Annotated in this window: 6 protein-coding genes, 13 tRNA genes and 1 pseudogene; 4 read left to right on the top strand and 16 right to left on the bottom strand. The window is 47.4% G+C overall.

Annotated elements, in window-relative coordinates; translation table 11 throughout:
* The 4 genes and pseudogenes from BM210_RS26650 to BM210_RS26635 all read left to right on the top strand — a co-directional run.
* Window positions 1-1,014: pseudogene (locus tag BM210_RS26650) on the top strand (LCP family protein); the annotation flags it as partial.
* Between the two features lie 388 nt (window positions 1,015-1,402).
* A complete protein-coding gene (locus BM210_RS26645) occupies window positions 1,403-2,200 on the top strand; it encodes a PhzF family phenazine biosynthesis protein (RefSeq protein ID WP_091175247.1) in 798 nt (265 codons plus the stop codon).
* 40 nt (window positions 2,201-2,240) lie between these two features.
* Complete coding sequence (locus BM210_RS26640) at window positions 2,241-3,587, top strand: glutamate-1-semialdehyde 2,1-aminomutase (RefSeq protein WP_091175245.1); 1,347 nt, start codon at window positions 2,241-2,243, stop codon at window positions 3,585-3,587.
* A 515-nt stretch (window positions 3,588-4,102) separates the two neighbouring features.
* Window positions 4,103-8,638: a glutamate synthase-related protein gene (locus BM210_RS26635; protein WP_091175368.1), complete on the top strand. Its 4,536-nt coding sequence runs from the start codon at window positions 4,103-4,105 to the stop codon at window positions 8,636-8,638.
* 529 nt (window positions 8,639-9,167) lie between these two features.
* On the opposite strand, the gene BM210_RS26630 is transcribed toward BM210_RS26635, so the two are convergent.
* From BM210_RS26630 to BM210_RS26555, 16 genes are all read right to left on the bottom strand, one after another.
* On the bottom strand, window positions 9,168-9,830 hold the full coding sequence (locus tag BM210_RS26630; RefSeq protein WP_091175243.1) for a bifunctional 2-keto-4-hydroxyglutarate aldolase/2-keto-3-deoxy-6-phosphogluconate aldolase: 663 nt from the start codon (window positions 9,828-9,830) through the stop codon (window positions 9,168-9,170).
* Window positions 9,831-10,241: 411 nt separating this feature from the next.
* Window positions 10,242-11,225: a sugar kinase gene (locus BM210_RS26625; protein ID WP_091175241.1), complete on the bottom strand. Its 984-nt coding sequence runs from the start codon at window positions 11,223-11,225 to the stop codon at window positions 10,242-10,244.
* Window positions 11,225-11,980, bottom strand: a complete 756-nt coding sequence (gene kduD, locus BM210_RS26620; RefSeq protein WP_091175239.1) for a 2-dehydro-3-deoxy-D-gluconate 5-dehydrogenase KduD — start codon at window positions 11,978-11,980, stop codon at window positions 11,225-11,227. The genes BM210_RS26625 and kduD overlap by 1 nt, the downstream gene beginning before the upstream one ends.
* Before the next feature lie 435 nt (window positions 11,981-12,415).
* A tRNA-Arg gene (locus tag BM210_RS26615) sits at window positions 12,416-12,489 on the bottom strand.
* A gap of 169 nt (window positions 12,490-12,658) precedes the next feature.
* Window positions 12,659-12,729: transfer RNA gene (locus BM210_RS26610), tRNA-Gly, on the bottom strand.
* Window positions 12,730-12,762: 33 nt separating this feature from the next.
* Window positions 12,763-12,836, bottom strand: a tRNA-Pro gene (locus tag BM210_RS26605).
* A gap of 8 nt (window positions 12,837-12,844) precedes the next feature.
* A tRNA-Leu gene (locus BM210_RS26600) sits at window positions 12,845-12,927 on the bottom strand.
* Window positions 12,928-12,937: 10 nt separating this feature from the next.
* Window positions 12,938-13,012, bottom strand: a tRNA-Gly gene (locus BM210_RS26595).
* Window positions 13,013-13,021: 9 nt separating this feature from the next.
* A tRNA-Leu gene (locus tag BM210_RS26590) sits at window positions 13,022-13,101 on the bottom strand.
* Window positions 13,102-13,113: 12 nt separating this feature from the next.
* Window positions 13,114-13,189: transfer RNA gene (locus tag BM210_RS26585), tRNA-Lys, on the bottom strand.
* Window positions 13,190-13,198: 9 nt separating this feature from the next.
* Window positions 13,199-13,273 (bottom strand) — tRNA-Gln (locus tag BM210_RS26580).
* Between the two features lie 21 nt (window positions 13,274-13,294).
* Window positions 13,295-13,367, bottom strand: a tRNA-His gene (locus BM210_RS26575).
* An 80-nt stretch (window positions 13,368-13,447) separates the two neighbouring features.
* Window positions 13,448-13,524 (bottom strand) — tRNA-Asp (locus tag BM210_RS26570).
* Between the two features lie 39 nt (window positions 13,525-13,563).
* Window positions 13,564-13,637, bottom strand: a tRNA-Met gene (locus BM210_RS26565).
* A gap of 17 nt (window positions 13,638-13,654) precedes the next feature.
* Window positions 13,655-13,730: transfer RNA gene (locus tag BM210_RS26560), tRNA-Val, on the bottom strand.
* Between the two features lie 6 nt (window positions 13,731-13,736).
* Window positions 13,737-13,811: transfer RNA gene (locus BM210_RS26555), tRNA-Glu, on the bottom strand.
* Between the last annotated feature and the right edge of the window lies 1 nt (window position 13,812).

Below are 13,812 nucleotides of genomic sequence, written 5' to 3'. Positions count from 1 at the left end.
ATGATTTCTAAATTGAAATGGTCACTGTTAGCTATATCTCTGCTGCTCTTATGTGGTGTCGGATATTATACATATGCTTTTTTAAATTTCGCTAATCATATACAAAGTAAACCAGGATCCGGCAATAAACCGCTCGGTACCTTGTCGACACAAAGCACATCGAAAAACGTCGAAACCTATTTGCCACCAAAATGGGAAGGCAATCAACGCGTCAATGTACTCCTTCTTGGCGGCGATTCACGGGGGATGAAGCAAAATGAAGTACCGCGTTCCGACTCCTTAATCGTCGCTTCCATAGATCCAATAACCAAAAAAGCCCACCTTTTCTCCATTATGAGAGATACCTACGTGAAAATACCTGGATATGGCGAGGATCGCATCAATGCGGCCTATGCCTATGGCGGTGCTAATCTGACAATGAAAACAGTAAGCGATCTACTCGGGATCCCCATTCAATATTACGTATATACCGATTTTAAAGGTTTTATCGCATTGGTAGACGCCATTGACGGCATCGATATCGATGTGGAGAAAGACATGAAGTATTCAGATTCTGAGGATGGCCATGAATACGATATTAATTTGAAAAAGGGGATGCAGCATCTGAATGGCAAAATGGCGCTGCAATACGTTCGGTTCCGTCATGATGCACTAAGTGATTTTGCACGTACCGAGCGGCAGCGGAATTTCGTACAGATAGTTCTTAAAAAGATGCAAGCTACCTCTTCCCTATTTAAAATTCCGCGCATCCTAAGCAGCATCGATCCTTACATACAGACCAATCTGTCAACAACAGATATGATTAAGCTCGGTTCTCTCGGCTATGAAGCCAAAACCGAAGGCTTAATTAGCCAGCAGATTCCTCCATCCGAACTGCTTCTTGAAAAGAAGGTAGGAGGCGCAGATGTCATCTCAGTGAATAAGGATAAGCTGCAAGTGTTCATCAAGTCACTCTTGAATGGACAAGACTCCAAGCAGCCCATTAAGAAAGATGTGAACAGCAAGGGCAGTGTCGTTGAAGCTGACCTGAGAGCAGGTGCTGCCTCCAGCTCTCATCCCTCCGTGGTAAGCAAGCCAGTCCTACCTGCGTCAGGCTCCGTGTCAGCTCCAACAGGAAAACCGGCAACTAGTACTCCTTCAGGTACGTCTGGGAAGCCTGCATCATCAGCAGGAGCAGGAGTTAAGCCTGCAATCGGCAGCACGGATACCAAGTCTTCATTAAGCACAAGCAGCTCTAATCCGTAGTGCTCGAAGAAGCAAACAATCCACATAGCAAGCAACCCAGCTATTATCGCTTCCGCAGTGAAAGCTGCTCTACGCCACTATGCAGTGGATGGGGCGGCTTTTCCTATAGAATTGATTGCATTACTTTTCCCATTTTCTAAATAAGGAGCTGTTTCTAATGATCCCCATTTATACGGTTGATGCCTTTACTTCTTCTCCTTTCTCCGGAAATCCGGCTGCTGTCTGCATTTTGCAGGAATTCCCCGATGACGACCACTGGCTGCTGCAGGTTGCTAAGGAAATAAACTTGTCTGAAACTGCCTTTTTATGTGCGATGGGTAATGGCAGCTATCGACTACGCTGGTTCACGCCAAAAACAGAGGTCGATCTTTGCGGTCATGCTACACTTGCCTCAGCGCAGGTGATATGGGAAACAGGGGCCGCTTATGGAATCGATCTGCTTCGATTTCACACGAAGAGCGGGGTGCTAACAGCCAAAAAATTGAATAATGCAATAGAGCTCAACTTTCCGGCAGAGCCCCCATCTCCCTCTGAGGCACCGCCGCAGCTGATTCAAGCTTTGGGAAACGTAAGGCCATTAGCTGTTTATCGCAATCGTCTTGATTATATTGTAGAGCTTGAATCGGAGGCTGCTGTACAAGAGCTTAAACCTGATTTCACCATACTTAAAAATCTTCCCAGTCGGGGGCTGCTCGTCACGAGCAGGTCTGACAACCCTGATTATGATTTTGTAGCCCGCTGCTTCTTCTCTCCCGTAGGTATCGATGAAGATCCAGTTACAGGCTCTGCCTACTGTGCCTTGACTCCATATTGGAGGGACAAGCTCGGCAAGAGTACACTAACAGCTGCTCAACTGTCCGAAAGAGGCGGTAGGCTGAAGCTGCAAACTGCCGACAACCGGGTACTAATTCAAGGAAAAGCTGTTATCATAATCAAAGGACTTCTCGTCCATTAAACGACCCGCTGCTTATCTTACATAATGAAGGAGCTTATTCATGACCGAACTTTATACGAATAACCAAGCAGGGCCTCGTTCCGAGCATCTGTACAAGGAGGCTCTCCAACACATCGTTGGTGGCGTTAACAGTCCATCACGCTCTTTCAAAGCAGTTGGTGGCGGTGCCCCGATATTTATGAAACGTGGACACGGAGCCTATTTCTGGGATGAAGACGGCAAACGTTATATTGATTATTTGGCTGCTTATGGCCCCATTATACTTGGACATGCCCATCCACATGTGACTGCAGCCATATGTCGTGCCGCTGAGAATGGTACCTTGTTCGGCACACCGACAGAGCTTGAAATCACCTTTGCCCGCATGCTCAAAGCCGCTATTCCAGCACTGGACCAAGTACGTTTTGTCAATTCAGGTACCGAAGCGGTAATGACCACAATACGGGTTGCCCGTGCATTCACCGGCCGCAGCAAGATCATTAAGTTCGCTGGATGCTACCACGGTCATTCAGATCTGGTGCTGGTAGCAGCAGGCTCAGGACCGTCCACACTCGGCATACCTGACAGCGCAGGAGTACCGCCCAGCATTGCGAGCGAAGTCATTACCGTTCCCTACAATAACATTGAAGCCTTAGAGCAAGCACTTAATAAGTGGGGCGACGAGGTTGCCGCTGTGATGATCGAACCGATCGTTGGCAATTTTGGCATGGTTATGCCGAAGCCCGGATTTCTGGAGAAGCTGTGTGAGATTACACGCAGCAATGGTTCTCTCGTCATTTACGACGAGGTTATCACTGCATTCCGCTTTCACTATGGCTCCGCGCAAACCTTTGATGGCCTTCAGGCAGCAAGCCTCTCGGCCATCGAGCCAGACCTGACGGCCCTTGGTAAAATCATCGGCGGTGGATTGCCGATTGGCGCCTATGGGGGCCGCAAGGAGATCATGGAGCAGGTAGCTCCCTTAGGTCCGGCTTACCAAGCCGGGACGATGGCGGGGAACCCTGCTTCCATCTCTGCAGGCATTGCATGCCTGGAGGCACTGCAGGAGCCGGGCCTTTATGACCGGCTCGATGCTCTGGCCGCCAGCCTTGAAGCCGGCCTGGCCCAAGCGGCGCGCAAGCATGGCATTGCGCTTACGATCAACCGTATCCGTGGAGCGCTGTCTACGCATTTTTGCGATCATCCTGTACGTGATTACGACGAAGCACAGGACACGGACGGCGAACAATTTGCGCATTTTTTCCGGCTGATGCTTGAGCAAGGAATTTGTCTGGCTCCTTCCAAATATGAAGCTTGGTTTATGACCGCTGCACATACAGAAGCAGATATAGAGGCGACAATTGCAGCGGCGGAGCATGCTTTTGCCACAATGGCAGCAGCACATTAAATTCATTCTCTCGTCTATAAATTCAAAAAAAACGAACTATTATCTGAATTAGATAATAGTTCGTTCGCTTTTACGGAGATATCAATATATTTATAATTTTCTATTTATTCACCTGTTATGCACAATAAATAACGCTTTCATAAGGATTTTCCCTTTAATATTCTATTGTGCCTAACGTTATTTCGTGATATTCTATTTTTACTCTGTTTCTTGGAAATTAGCAGATTCATTATTTTCCAAGTAACAATAAGAATGATAGGCACAATATTTTATGAATCCTGATTTTTAACGCCTCCACTTTGTTACACGCATTTTTTTCGCTGACAGTCTGTAGCCTTCCACTCTTTATACAGGAACAATGAATTTTTATACATTATTGACTCCTGCCAAATTTGTCCGCTTTCCTTCTTTTGATTTAAACCTTACAGCTTGCAGCTCACGTATCGTTGAACAAAGCCACAACTTTCGATTGGGAGGTGATGGTCAGCTTGCTGACCAATAACATGAATGAAGCTATGCGTAATGAAGGACAATTTCGAGATTTATTATCTGTTGAACACGACAGCTGCGGGATAATTTGCATTATAGAAAAGGATGGCTTTCCATCCAGAGACAATATTCGTAAAACCATTGATGCCCTGATCAAGCTTGAGCACCGTTCAGGCTTTATTAACGGCGAGGGGGACGGCTGTGGCATTTTAACCGATATTCCTCGTGCTCTTTGGGAGCAAAAGCTTATCGATGCTGGTCTTGACGGCAAGCAAGCTTATAACGAGCAATTCTCGGTCGCTCATATATTCGTACCCCGCAAGCTAGACATATCCGTCAAGGATATGCAAAGCGGCATTCGTGAGCTATTCACCCAATATGGTGTTGACATTATTTTGGAGCAGGAAAATCAGGTAGACAGCAGCGCTTTAGGTGCTAATGGTCGCATTGATGAACCTACCTTCTGGCAAATCGCCGCTATCTGTAAAGCACAGGACCAAAAGACGGCTGACCGTTTATTTGAGCTTCATACAGCGATCGAAAGCCGCTATACCGTCCACGTTGCTACCCTAAGTAATGTGACTGCCGCATACAAAGTAATGGGTGCTGCAAGCATCCTGCCTCAATATTTTAACGATACGCGTGATCCGCTGTTTGCAGCTCAAGTGACGATCGGCCATAACCGGTTTTCCACAAATACGCAGTCAAGCTTTTTCCGTGTACAGCCCTTCTCCCTGCTCGGCCATAATGGCGAAATCAATACGGTTAAAAAATTACGTCTTGAAGCCGACTTGGTAGGTGTTCAATTGGTCGACGGTGGTAGTGACTCTCAGGATATGAATCGGACTATCGAGACCTTCATACACCGGTTTGGCATTAGCTTGTTTGAAGCCATGGAGATCGTATTCCCACCGATTATTAATGAAATGAAGCTGTTCCGTCCGGAATTGCAGGATCTATATGTGTATTATCGTCAAGTATGGGGTCATTATGCCCAAGGTCCTGCCGGTATCGTATCTCGTTATGGAAACGAATGTATTTTTAGCGTTGATGCACTTGGTTTGCGTCCGGTATGGATGGTCGAAAGTGATACCTCGCTATACTTCTCATCCGAGCAAGGTGTCATTACAGTCGGTGAAATGGTTGCCGATCCGAAGCCTATTGCACCTGGCGAAAAAATCGGTGTCATATTGACACCTGGAGAGCATGTTCAGGTCATTCCTTACTCTGAAGTTCAATCACTCGTTTATGATCGTGCAAGTGAACGCGTTCAATTCACAGGCTTGCGCAAACACCTTCTAAATACTGACCAGCCTTCTGTAGAAGTACCAGCATTAGAAGCAACGCCGATCACTGATGCCGTATATAGCGCGTTTGGCTGGGATCGTGAAGGCATCCAAATGATTGAATCGATCTCAGAAACCGGCGCTGAACCGATTCGTTCGCTCGGTCACGATGGTCCCCATGCCTGTATAAACTGGGAACGCACGAATATTCCAGACTTTATAAAAGAAAGTGTAGCCGTCGTCACGAATCCTGCAATCGACCGTGATCGCGAAATGGAGCACTTTTCCACTCGCATTATTGTCGGTCCACGTCCAGGTATCTATGAGCAGCCCGACCAGCGTTTGCGTATAGAACTGCTTGCACCACTGGTGCTTGAAGGCAGCAACGCCGAAAATTCATTTACGGAGCTAAATCAATTAAGCTTGGAGCAAATTCGCGCACTGTTCACTGCCCAAGGCGACCATGCTGTCGTCGTATTGTCCACTACGTTTGCACGAGGCTCCGCTTTAAAGGACGCTTTAAATGCATTGGCTGCAGAAGCGATTGCGGCTGTTCGTAATGGGGCAATGCTTATTATTTTGGATGATGCCGATGCTCATCAAAATGATCGACTGTTCATTGACCCGCATCTTGCGGTATCCCAGGTCGACATCGCCCTTAGAGGTGAAAAGCTGCCCAATGGCCACAACCTGCGCCGTCAAGCTACCCTCATTTTGCGCACAGCCGCTATTCGCAATCTGCATGATATTGCTGTCGCTTGTGGACTCGGTGCCGATATTTTGTCACCTTATCTCTTATTCGCAACGGCATCAGCCAAAAACGGCGCGCCAGCCGCACGCAAGGTTTACAGTGCTCTAACTAAAGGATTAGAAAAAGTCATTTCGACTATCGGTACGCACGAGCTGCGTGGCTATACCCGCTTTTTCTCATCGATTGGCCTCAAGCCGGAGCTTGCCGATATGCTTGACATTGTTAATTATTTAGGCAGTGAACATGCCGGTACAGGTTTTGCAGAGCTTGAAAAAGATGCTGAAGCTCGTTATCAGGACTTCACGAATCCGAAAGCTAAAGCGGCCCGCAACTTCCACTTCTTCCAAAGAATGTGGAAAGCATTGGGTGAAGCAGCATCGGGGACAGCTCCTTACAGCGACTATCGCGATAAGCTTCGCGAGGAAGAGCAGCGCAATCCGATTTCGATTCGTCACGTTGCCGACTTCAACTATGACAAAGCACTTCAGGAAGGTCGCACGCCGCTTAAGGCATCTCAAGTTGATATTGGCGTTGGCGGACATGACCTGCCTATGCTGATATCCTCCATGTCGTTCGGATCGCAGAATGAAACGGCATTCCGCGCTTATGCAGAAGCAGGTGAACGATTGAACATGGTCACCATGAACGGCGAAGGCGGAGAAATTAAAGATATGCTCGGCCGCTATACCAAGACACGCGGAGCGCAGGTTGCTTCTGGCCGTTTCGGGATTAACATCGAGCTTGCCAATGCGGTAGCCTTTCTGGAAATTAAAATTGGTCAAGGCGCCAAGCCTGGTGAAGGCGGGCATCTGCCAGGCTCAAAGGTTACTGCCAAGATCGCAGCAGCACGGAATGCTACTATCGGTTCCGATTTGATATCTCCATCCAATAACCATGATATTTATTCAATCGAGGACTTATCTCAAATTATTTCCGAATTGAAGGAAGCCAGTGGACGCAAAGCTAAAATCATCGTCAAGGTTCCGGTAGTTCCCGGTATTGGAACCATTGTTGTCGGAGTCGCCAAAGCAGGTGCGGAAGTAATAACACTGTCAGGATTTGACGGCGGCACAGGCGCGGCGCGTATCCATTCCTTGACACATGTGGGTTTACCGACCGAAATTGGTACAAAGCTTGCTCACGTGGCTTTAATTGAAGCTGGGCTACGTCACAAGGTTGAGCTTTGGTCTGACGGCGGCTTGAAATCCGGTGCCGATGTCGTCAAAATGATGATGCTTGGCGCCAACCGATGTGGTTTTGGTAGTATCTCCATGCAAGCAATTGGCTGCACAACCTGTCGCGGCTGTCACTTGGATACTTGCCATGTAGGGATAGCGACTCAAATTGATTCCATGGAGGAAGCCGAGGAAAAAGGCTTGCGCCGCTTCGTCCCGCGTGTTTATGATACAGCTGTCGATTCGCTTGTGAGATTGTTCGGCGGTATGGGGGAAGAAATTCGAGAAATCGTTGCTCAGCTTGGATTCCACCATGCACAAGAGCTTGTTGGACGCTCTGATTTATTGCAGCAAATGAAAGGTCTCGATAAAATTGACTTAAGCGAAATTCTTCGGCCCGCACCTATTTCCTTTACAGCTGCCATGGATGCTCAAGACGCTTCCGAGATCTCATCTGATATTCGAATTGCAGCAGGTGCAGAAGGGCAAGAGTTCTTCCCTGATTCCCTGAGCTTTCAGACTCCAATTCAACGTAACTGGTCCAAGGTCGATGCCGAGTCCCGAATCCTGGGCACTCGATATGCAAGCCACCGTGTAAGAAATCGTTTCGACGGGAGTTATGAAGCATTGCCAGCCGTATCGTTGAACTTAACAGACGGTTCTGTACCAGGTAATGGACTTGGAGCTTTTAACGCTCAAGGCTTGCAAATTACTGTACACGGCGGTGCTGAGGACGGTGTTGGCAAAATGTCGTTTGGTGGAAGAATCAACATTCTGAAGTCACCAAGCAAAAACAATCAATACATTAACGGCTCCGTAGGTAAATCGTTCGGCTACGGCGCTCAAAAAGGGCTATTCCTTATTCAGGGCAATGCCGACAGCCGCGCCTGCATCCGCTTTTCCGGTGCCGATGTCGTATTTGGCGGCGAAATCAACACACCTTTGCAAGATGAGCTTGGCGGTATCGCAAGCCGTGCGAACCTGAAGGGCTTCGCCTTTGAATATATGACTAATGGCCGCGCAGTTGTGCTTGGTGATCCAGGCCCTTGGATCTGCGCAGGAATGACGGGCGGTGTGATTTATCAACGTCTTGTGCCTGAAATGGGCTTGGATGAGCAAGCCATCACTCGTCGTATTGCCAAGGGTGCCAAAGTTAAGATCGAGAAAATTGGCGCGCAGAGCAGCAAGGATTTAAACGAGCTGCTTACCGCTTACCACCAAGAGCTGCTTGGCTCGGGACAACAGGATGCGGCAGACACGATACAGCATTTGCTGAGCAATTTGGAAATCAGCTTTGTACGTATCGCACCAGTTGGCCTTCAGGCTGACCAATCCGTAGCAACTGAATAATCCCAATCAAAATAGACCATCTTTGCCGAAGCTGTACTCTCGGCGGGATGGTTTTTTGTTTCAAATTGTATGCTATTTGTATAATGAAGATATACTGGCACTGCGAGAATCGGCTACAGGATGCATTCATCTTATCACCTATTTAATCTCTCTAAATGAGATGAACGAAACCATATGATAAGGGACTAACAAAGGAGACCCTACTTCATGCAACCCAAAGGGTGAATTAGGCTTAACAAGCATATGAGAAGAAGCTTTGCATATATGTAGAAACAGATTTTTTATCTGCGGTATTGACCTATGTTTTATAAAGTTTATGGAGATGAGTCTGAGGGTATTGAGCTTATCAGCTTAGATCTACAACAAAGCTCTCGAACAATAACAGAGAGGTTCTATCGTGGCATAGTACGATTGGGAGCGGTTATTTCGACGTATCCTTAATTTTGCTCTCTTAATCGGCAGGCTGATGGAAACACGGAGCTTCCATCAACTGCTGATCCTTGTTAAAAATTATTGTATATAATTAGGATTACTGCTTGGCTGCTTGATAAGCCTCGATGTATTGAGCTGCCTTTTTAGCGACAAGACTATAATCGCCTGCTTTTAACGCATCCGTAGTTAAGTCGGAGCCAATTCCTACAGCAACTGCGCCCGCTTTAACCCACTCGGCCAAATTGCTGAGTGATACGCCACCGGTTGGCATAATATTTGCTTGCGGCAATGGACCTTTGATTGCCTTGATTGTTGCTGGGGAATACAGGTTGCCAGGGAACAGCTTCACTATGTCTACACCGAGCTCCAGTGCCTGCTGAATCTCTTGAATCGTCATTACACCCGGCATTACAGGTATACGGTACCGATTACACAAGGTCACGGTTGCCGGATTCAAAGCAGGCCCTACAACAAACTCGGAGCCGCTTAGGATGGCGATGCGTGCCGTTTCAGGATCCAGGACTGTTCCTACGCCAATAATCGCGTATTTGGATGGATCCTGCGCAGAGCTGGAATATTTTTTAGCCAATTTCTCGATCGCTTGCAGTGCAAACGGAACCGTCATTGTGACTTCAATAACTTTAATACCGCCCTCAATGGCTTGCTCAGCCATTTCTACTACTTCATCCGGTGTCTCTCCGCGTAGAACTGCGACTACACCTTCCTTGCTAATTTGCTGTAAAAGTTTGATTTTTTTCATGTTAGATCATCCTTTCATGAGAGAGTTACCCTCCCAAACCCTCCCTATAGGGAGGGCCCCAAAGGGCGTTGCCCTCTGGACTCCCTCGGCACGTATGCATAAGGTTGGGTTCTCGGGCCGCTTTCGTCCCTATGGGACACGCTTTATTTTTGGTGATGCCTGTATGCGAGACTATCTGTTCTCGGGTCGCTTTGGCCCCTTCGGGACAAGCTTTACTTTTGGTGTGGTGCCTATATGCGAGACTACCTGTTCTCGGGTCGCTTTGGCCCCTTCGGGACAAGCTTTACTTTAGGTGTGGTGCTTGTATGCGTTACTACCTGTTCTCGGGTCGCTTTGGCCACTTTGGGACAAGCTTTACTTTTGGGATGATGCCTGCATGTGATACTCCGATGCTTGTTAAGCAAAGCTATTTTAACGCTCTACATGCTTCACATTGTTCAGCACGGCTTCAACCTGTTCCCAAGTTGGGATGCCTTCCCAATCGCCTTCCATCTGCACGACCATACTGCCGATCAGGTTACCTAAACGCACTGCTTCTGCATGCGAATAATCTTTTAATAGTCCTACAATAAATCCAGCGCAGAAACCGTCTCCGGCGCCAATTGTATCCACGACCTGATCTACTTTGAAGTAAGGCACAGACTGAACTGAATCCTTCTCGACTACATAAGTCACATCATCTCCACCTTTTACGATGGACACGGCATTTAATTCTCTTAACTTCTCTACTATCTCTTCAAAACTTTCCGTTTGATACAACAGCTTCAGCTCGTCCAATCCTGGAAGGAAATAATCGGCCTCTTTGGCCATTTCCAGCAGGACTTCTCTTGCCTCATCCAACGACCATAGCTTCAGTCGCAGATTAGGGTCAAAGCAAACCTTTACCCCATGCTTGCGTGCAATTCTCATAGCTTCGATAGCGGCTTCACGGCATGACGCGCTGAGCGCTGGTGTAATGCCCGTCACATGGAGAAACTTCGCCTGCTTGATATAATCCTCGTCCAGATGCTCCGGCTTCAAAGTACTGGCAGCAGAGCCTTTACGATAGTAGTAAACGGAAGTTTTCCCTGATACGACCTCACGAAGCATCAAACCTGTTGGAGCCTCTGGTGTCAGTTCGACATGGGAGACGTCCACGCCCTCACCACGAAGTTTTTTCAATATAACTTGTCCAAAAGGATCTTTACCGAGACGGCTAAACCAACCGACACGATGCCCAAGACGTGCAACTCCAATAGCTACATTGCTCTCTGCACCACCGAACAAGCTTTGAAATTGTGTGGAATATTCGATACCCTTAGAATTTGCCGGCATCATTAGCGCCATCGTTTCACCGAATGTGATCAGTTCTGGCTGAAACATTTGAGTCCGATTAGAACTTTGTTCGTTTGCCATTATCGATTCATCCACCCGCCATCGACACACATTATGTGGCCGTTCATATAATCAGAGGCTGATGAAGCTAGGAATACAGCAGGGCCTTGCAAATCTAATGTCGTTCCCCAACGACCTGCAGGAATTCGAGCCAAAATTTGCGCATTACGATCTTGATCGGCACGTATAGCAGCCGTATTATCTGTATCCATATATCCAGGTGCGATCGCGTTGATCTGTACACCTTTACTTGCCCACTCGTTAGCCAAGGCCTTTGTAATCCCTGCTACAGCATGTTTGGAAGCTGTATAGCCCGGAACATTAATCCCGCCTTGAAAGCTCAACATGGAAGCTATATTTATTATTTTACCAGAGCCCTGTTTGATCATCTCATTACCTACAAGCTGGCACAAAAAGAAAACAGAGTTCATATTCAAATTAATCACATCGTGCCAGTCTTGAGCAGCATGGTCAGCCGCAGGTGTACGACGAATAATTCCAGCGTTATTAACCAAAATATCAATTTTCCCAAAAACTGAGAGCGTTTCACTTACGATCCGAGGCAATTCTTTTTCGTCCGACAAATTGGCTACAATTGTATGGACCTTCCGTCCCATAGCTTCAATTTGCTGCTGCGTTTCACGGTTCCGATCATTGCTCGTAACAATCACAATATCAGCGCCTGCCTGTGCCAAACCTAATGAGATTCCACCGCCCAAGCCTACTGCTCCACCTGTTACGATGGCTACTTTACCTGACAAATCAAAAAAAGACATCTTTACACCCCGTTCAAACATTTTATGTGCTATTCGGAAAGCTAATATACTTAGCTATCTGCCTTCTTTATTATAAGTGAAGTGCCTCGCAGTTGCCAGACGCACCTTAAAAATTCACAAGTGCTTATAGAAAAAAACTGCTGAATAACGACATATTATGTTCTAGTACTTGGAGTAAAAGCGGCTATATAAGATGAACAAAACATAATGACCGAAAGGAGGCGCTTCGAAAGCAGACCCTTCTTCCAGTCGCTGCTGAAGAAGGATTCTTTCTATTCTTAACCCATATGGGTAAAAATCCTTATGCAAAGGCAAATACTTCGTTTTTCCAAAAGGGCCCACTTTCTCTGCTCGGCTATATATGTCATTTGTTCATTTTATGTAATAAAATATAAAAAGCCGCGATAGCATCGCGGCTTTAATGGTTATTCAATACGTTCCAGGAGGGATTCGAACCCCCGACCCACGCCTTAGAAGGGCGTTGCTCTATCCAGCTGAGCTACTGAAACAAGAACGATTTATAATATATCATAAATATGAGAAGGATGCAAGCACTGATTTTATAAACTCCACAAACTCAAAAACAATACGTCATACACCATTAATAAGGGGATCTCAGGCACAAAAGTATAACAAAAAAACCTTGATATGCAATCCAAGGTTTTTCTTAGCAAACGAAGCGGGTGATGGGAATCGAACCCACGCTATCAGCTTGGAAGGCTGAAGTTCTACCATTGAACTACACCCGCAAGACTGGCAAACTCCTGAGAATTTGCAAAATATCGGGACGACACGATTTGAACATGCGACCCCCTGGTCCCAAACCAGGTGCTCTACCAAGCTGAGCTACGTCCCGTTAATTAATGGTGCCGATAGAGGGACTTGAACCCCCACGGTTTCCCTCACGATTTTGAGTCGCGCGCGTCTGCCAATTCCGCCATACCGGCTTATATTCTTTGGAGCGGAAGACGGGAATCGAACCCGCGACCCTCGCCTTGGCAAGGCGATGCTCTACCGCTGAGCCACTTCCGCATGAAATGATGCGCGTAGAGGGACTTGAACCCCCACGGTCGCCCGCCAGATCCTAAGTCTGGTGCGTCTGCCAATTCCGCCATACGCGCGCATTGTGTTAATGGTGAGACATGTAGGATTCGAACCTACGACACCCTGATTAAAAGTCAGGTGCTCTACCAACTGAGCTAATGTCTCATATTTATATGGCTGGGGATCTAGGATTCGAACCTAGGGATGACGGAGTCAAAGTCCGTTGCCTTACCGCTTGGCTAATCCCCAACTTGGTTAATCTTAGAAATGGGCGATCGAAGGGAATTGAACCCTCGAGTGTCGGATCCACAAACCGATGCGTTAACCACTTCGCCACGACCGCCATATTATGTTCATTTGAAAAGAACGAATAAACCCTTACGGGATATGAATTATTTGAGTCAACTTATTTGTCAAATTAAGTGGCGGAGCCGACGGGATTCGAACCCGCGATCTCCTGCGTGACAGGCAGGCATGTTGGGCCACTACACCACGGCTCCACAGTGTTTCGAAGGTATGTAAGCTTCGAAAAATTTAAGTTGCGGGGGCAGGATTTGAACCTGCGGCCTTCGGGTTATGAGCCCGACGAGCTACCGGGCTGCTCCACCCCGCGTCATTCTATAAAAAATATGGTGGGCGCTGACGGGATCGAACCGCCGACCCTCTGCTTGTAAGGCAGATGCTCTCCCAGCTGAGCTAAGCGCCCTTGCTTTGGTGACCCGTAGGGGACTCGAACCCCTGTTACCTCCGTGAAAGGGAGGTGTCTTAACCACTTGACCAACGGGCCT

The organism is Paenibacillus sp. 1_12, from assembly GCF_900114475.1.
Classification (GTDB): domain Bacteria; phylum Bacillota; class Bacilli; order Paenibacillales; family NBRC-103111; genus Paenibacillus_S.
This window is presented reverse-complemented; position numbering and strand designations above follow the sequence as displayed.

Coding starts and splice junctions, on each gene's coding strand:
- BM210_RS26645 (WP_091175247.1), top strand. CDS start 1,403: ATGATCCCCATTTATACGGTTGATGCCTTTACTTCTTCTCCTTTCTCC.
- BM210_RS26640 (WP_091175245.1), top strand. CDS start 2,241: ATGACCGAACTTTATACGAATAACCAAGCAGGGCCTCGTTCCGAGCAT.
- BM210_RS26635 (WP_091175368.1), top strand. CDS start 4,103: ATGCGTAATGAAGGACAATTTCGAGATTTATTATCTGTTGAACACGAC.
- BM210_RS26630 (WP_091175243.1), bottom strand. CDS start 9,830: ATGAAAAAAATCAAACTTTTACAGCAAATTAGCAAGGAAGGTGTAGTC.
- BM210_RS26625 (WP_091175241.1), bottom strand. CDS start 11,225: ATGGCAAACGAACAAAGTTCTAATCGGACTCAAATGTTTCAGCCAGAA.
- kduD (WP_091175239.1), bottom strand. CDS start 11,980: ATGTCTTTTTTTGATTTGTCAGGTAAAGTAGCCATCGTAACAGGTGGA.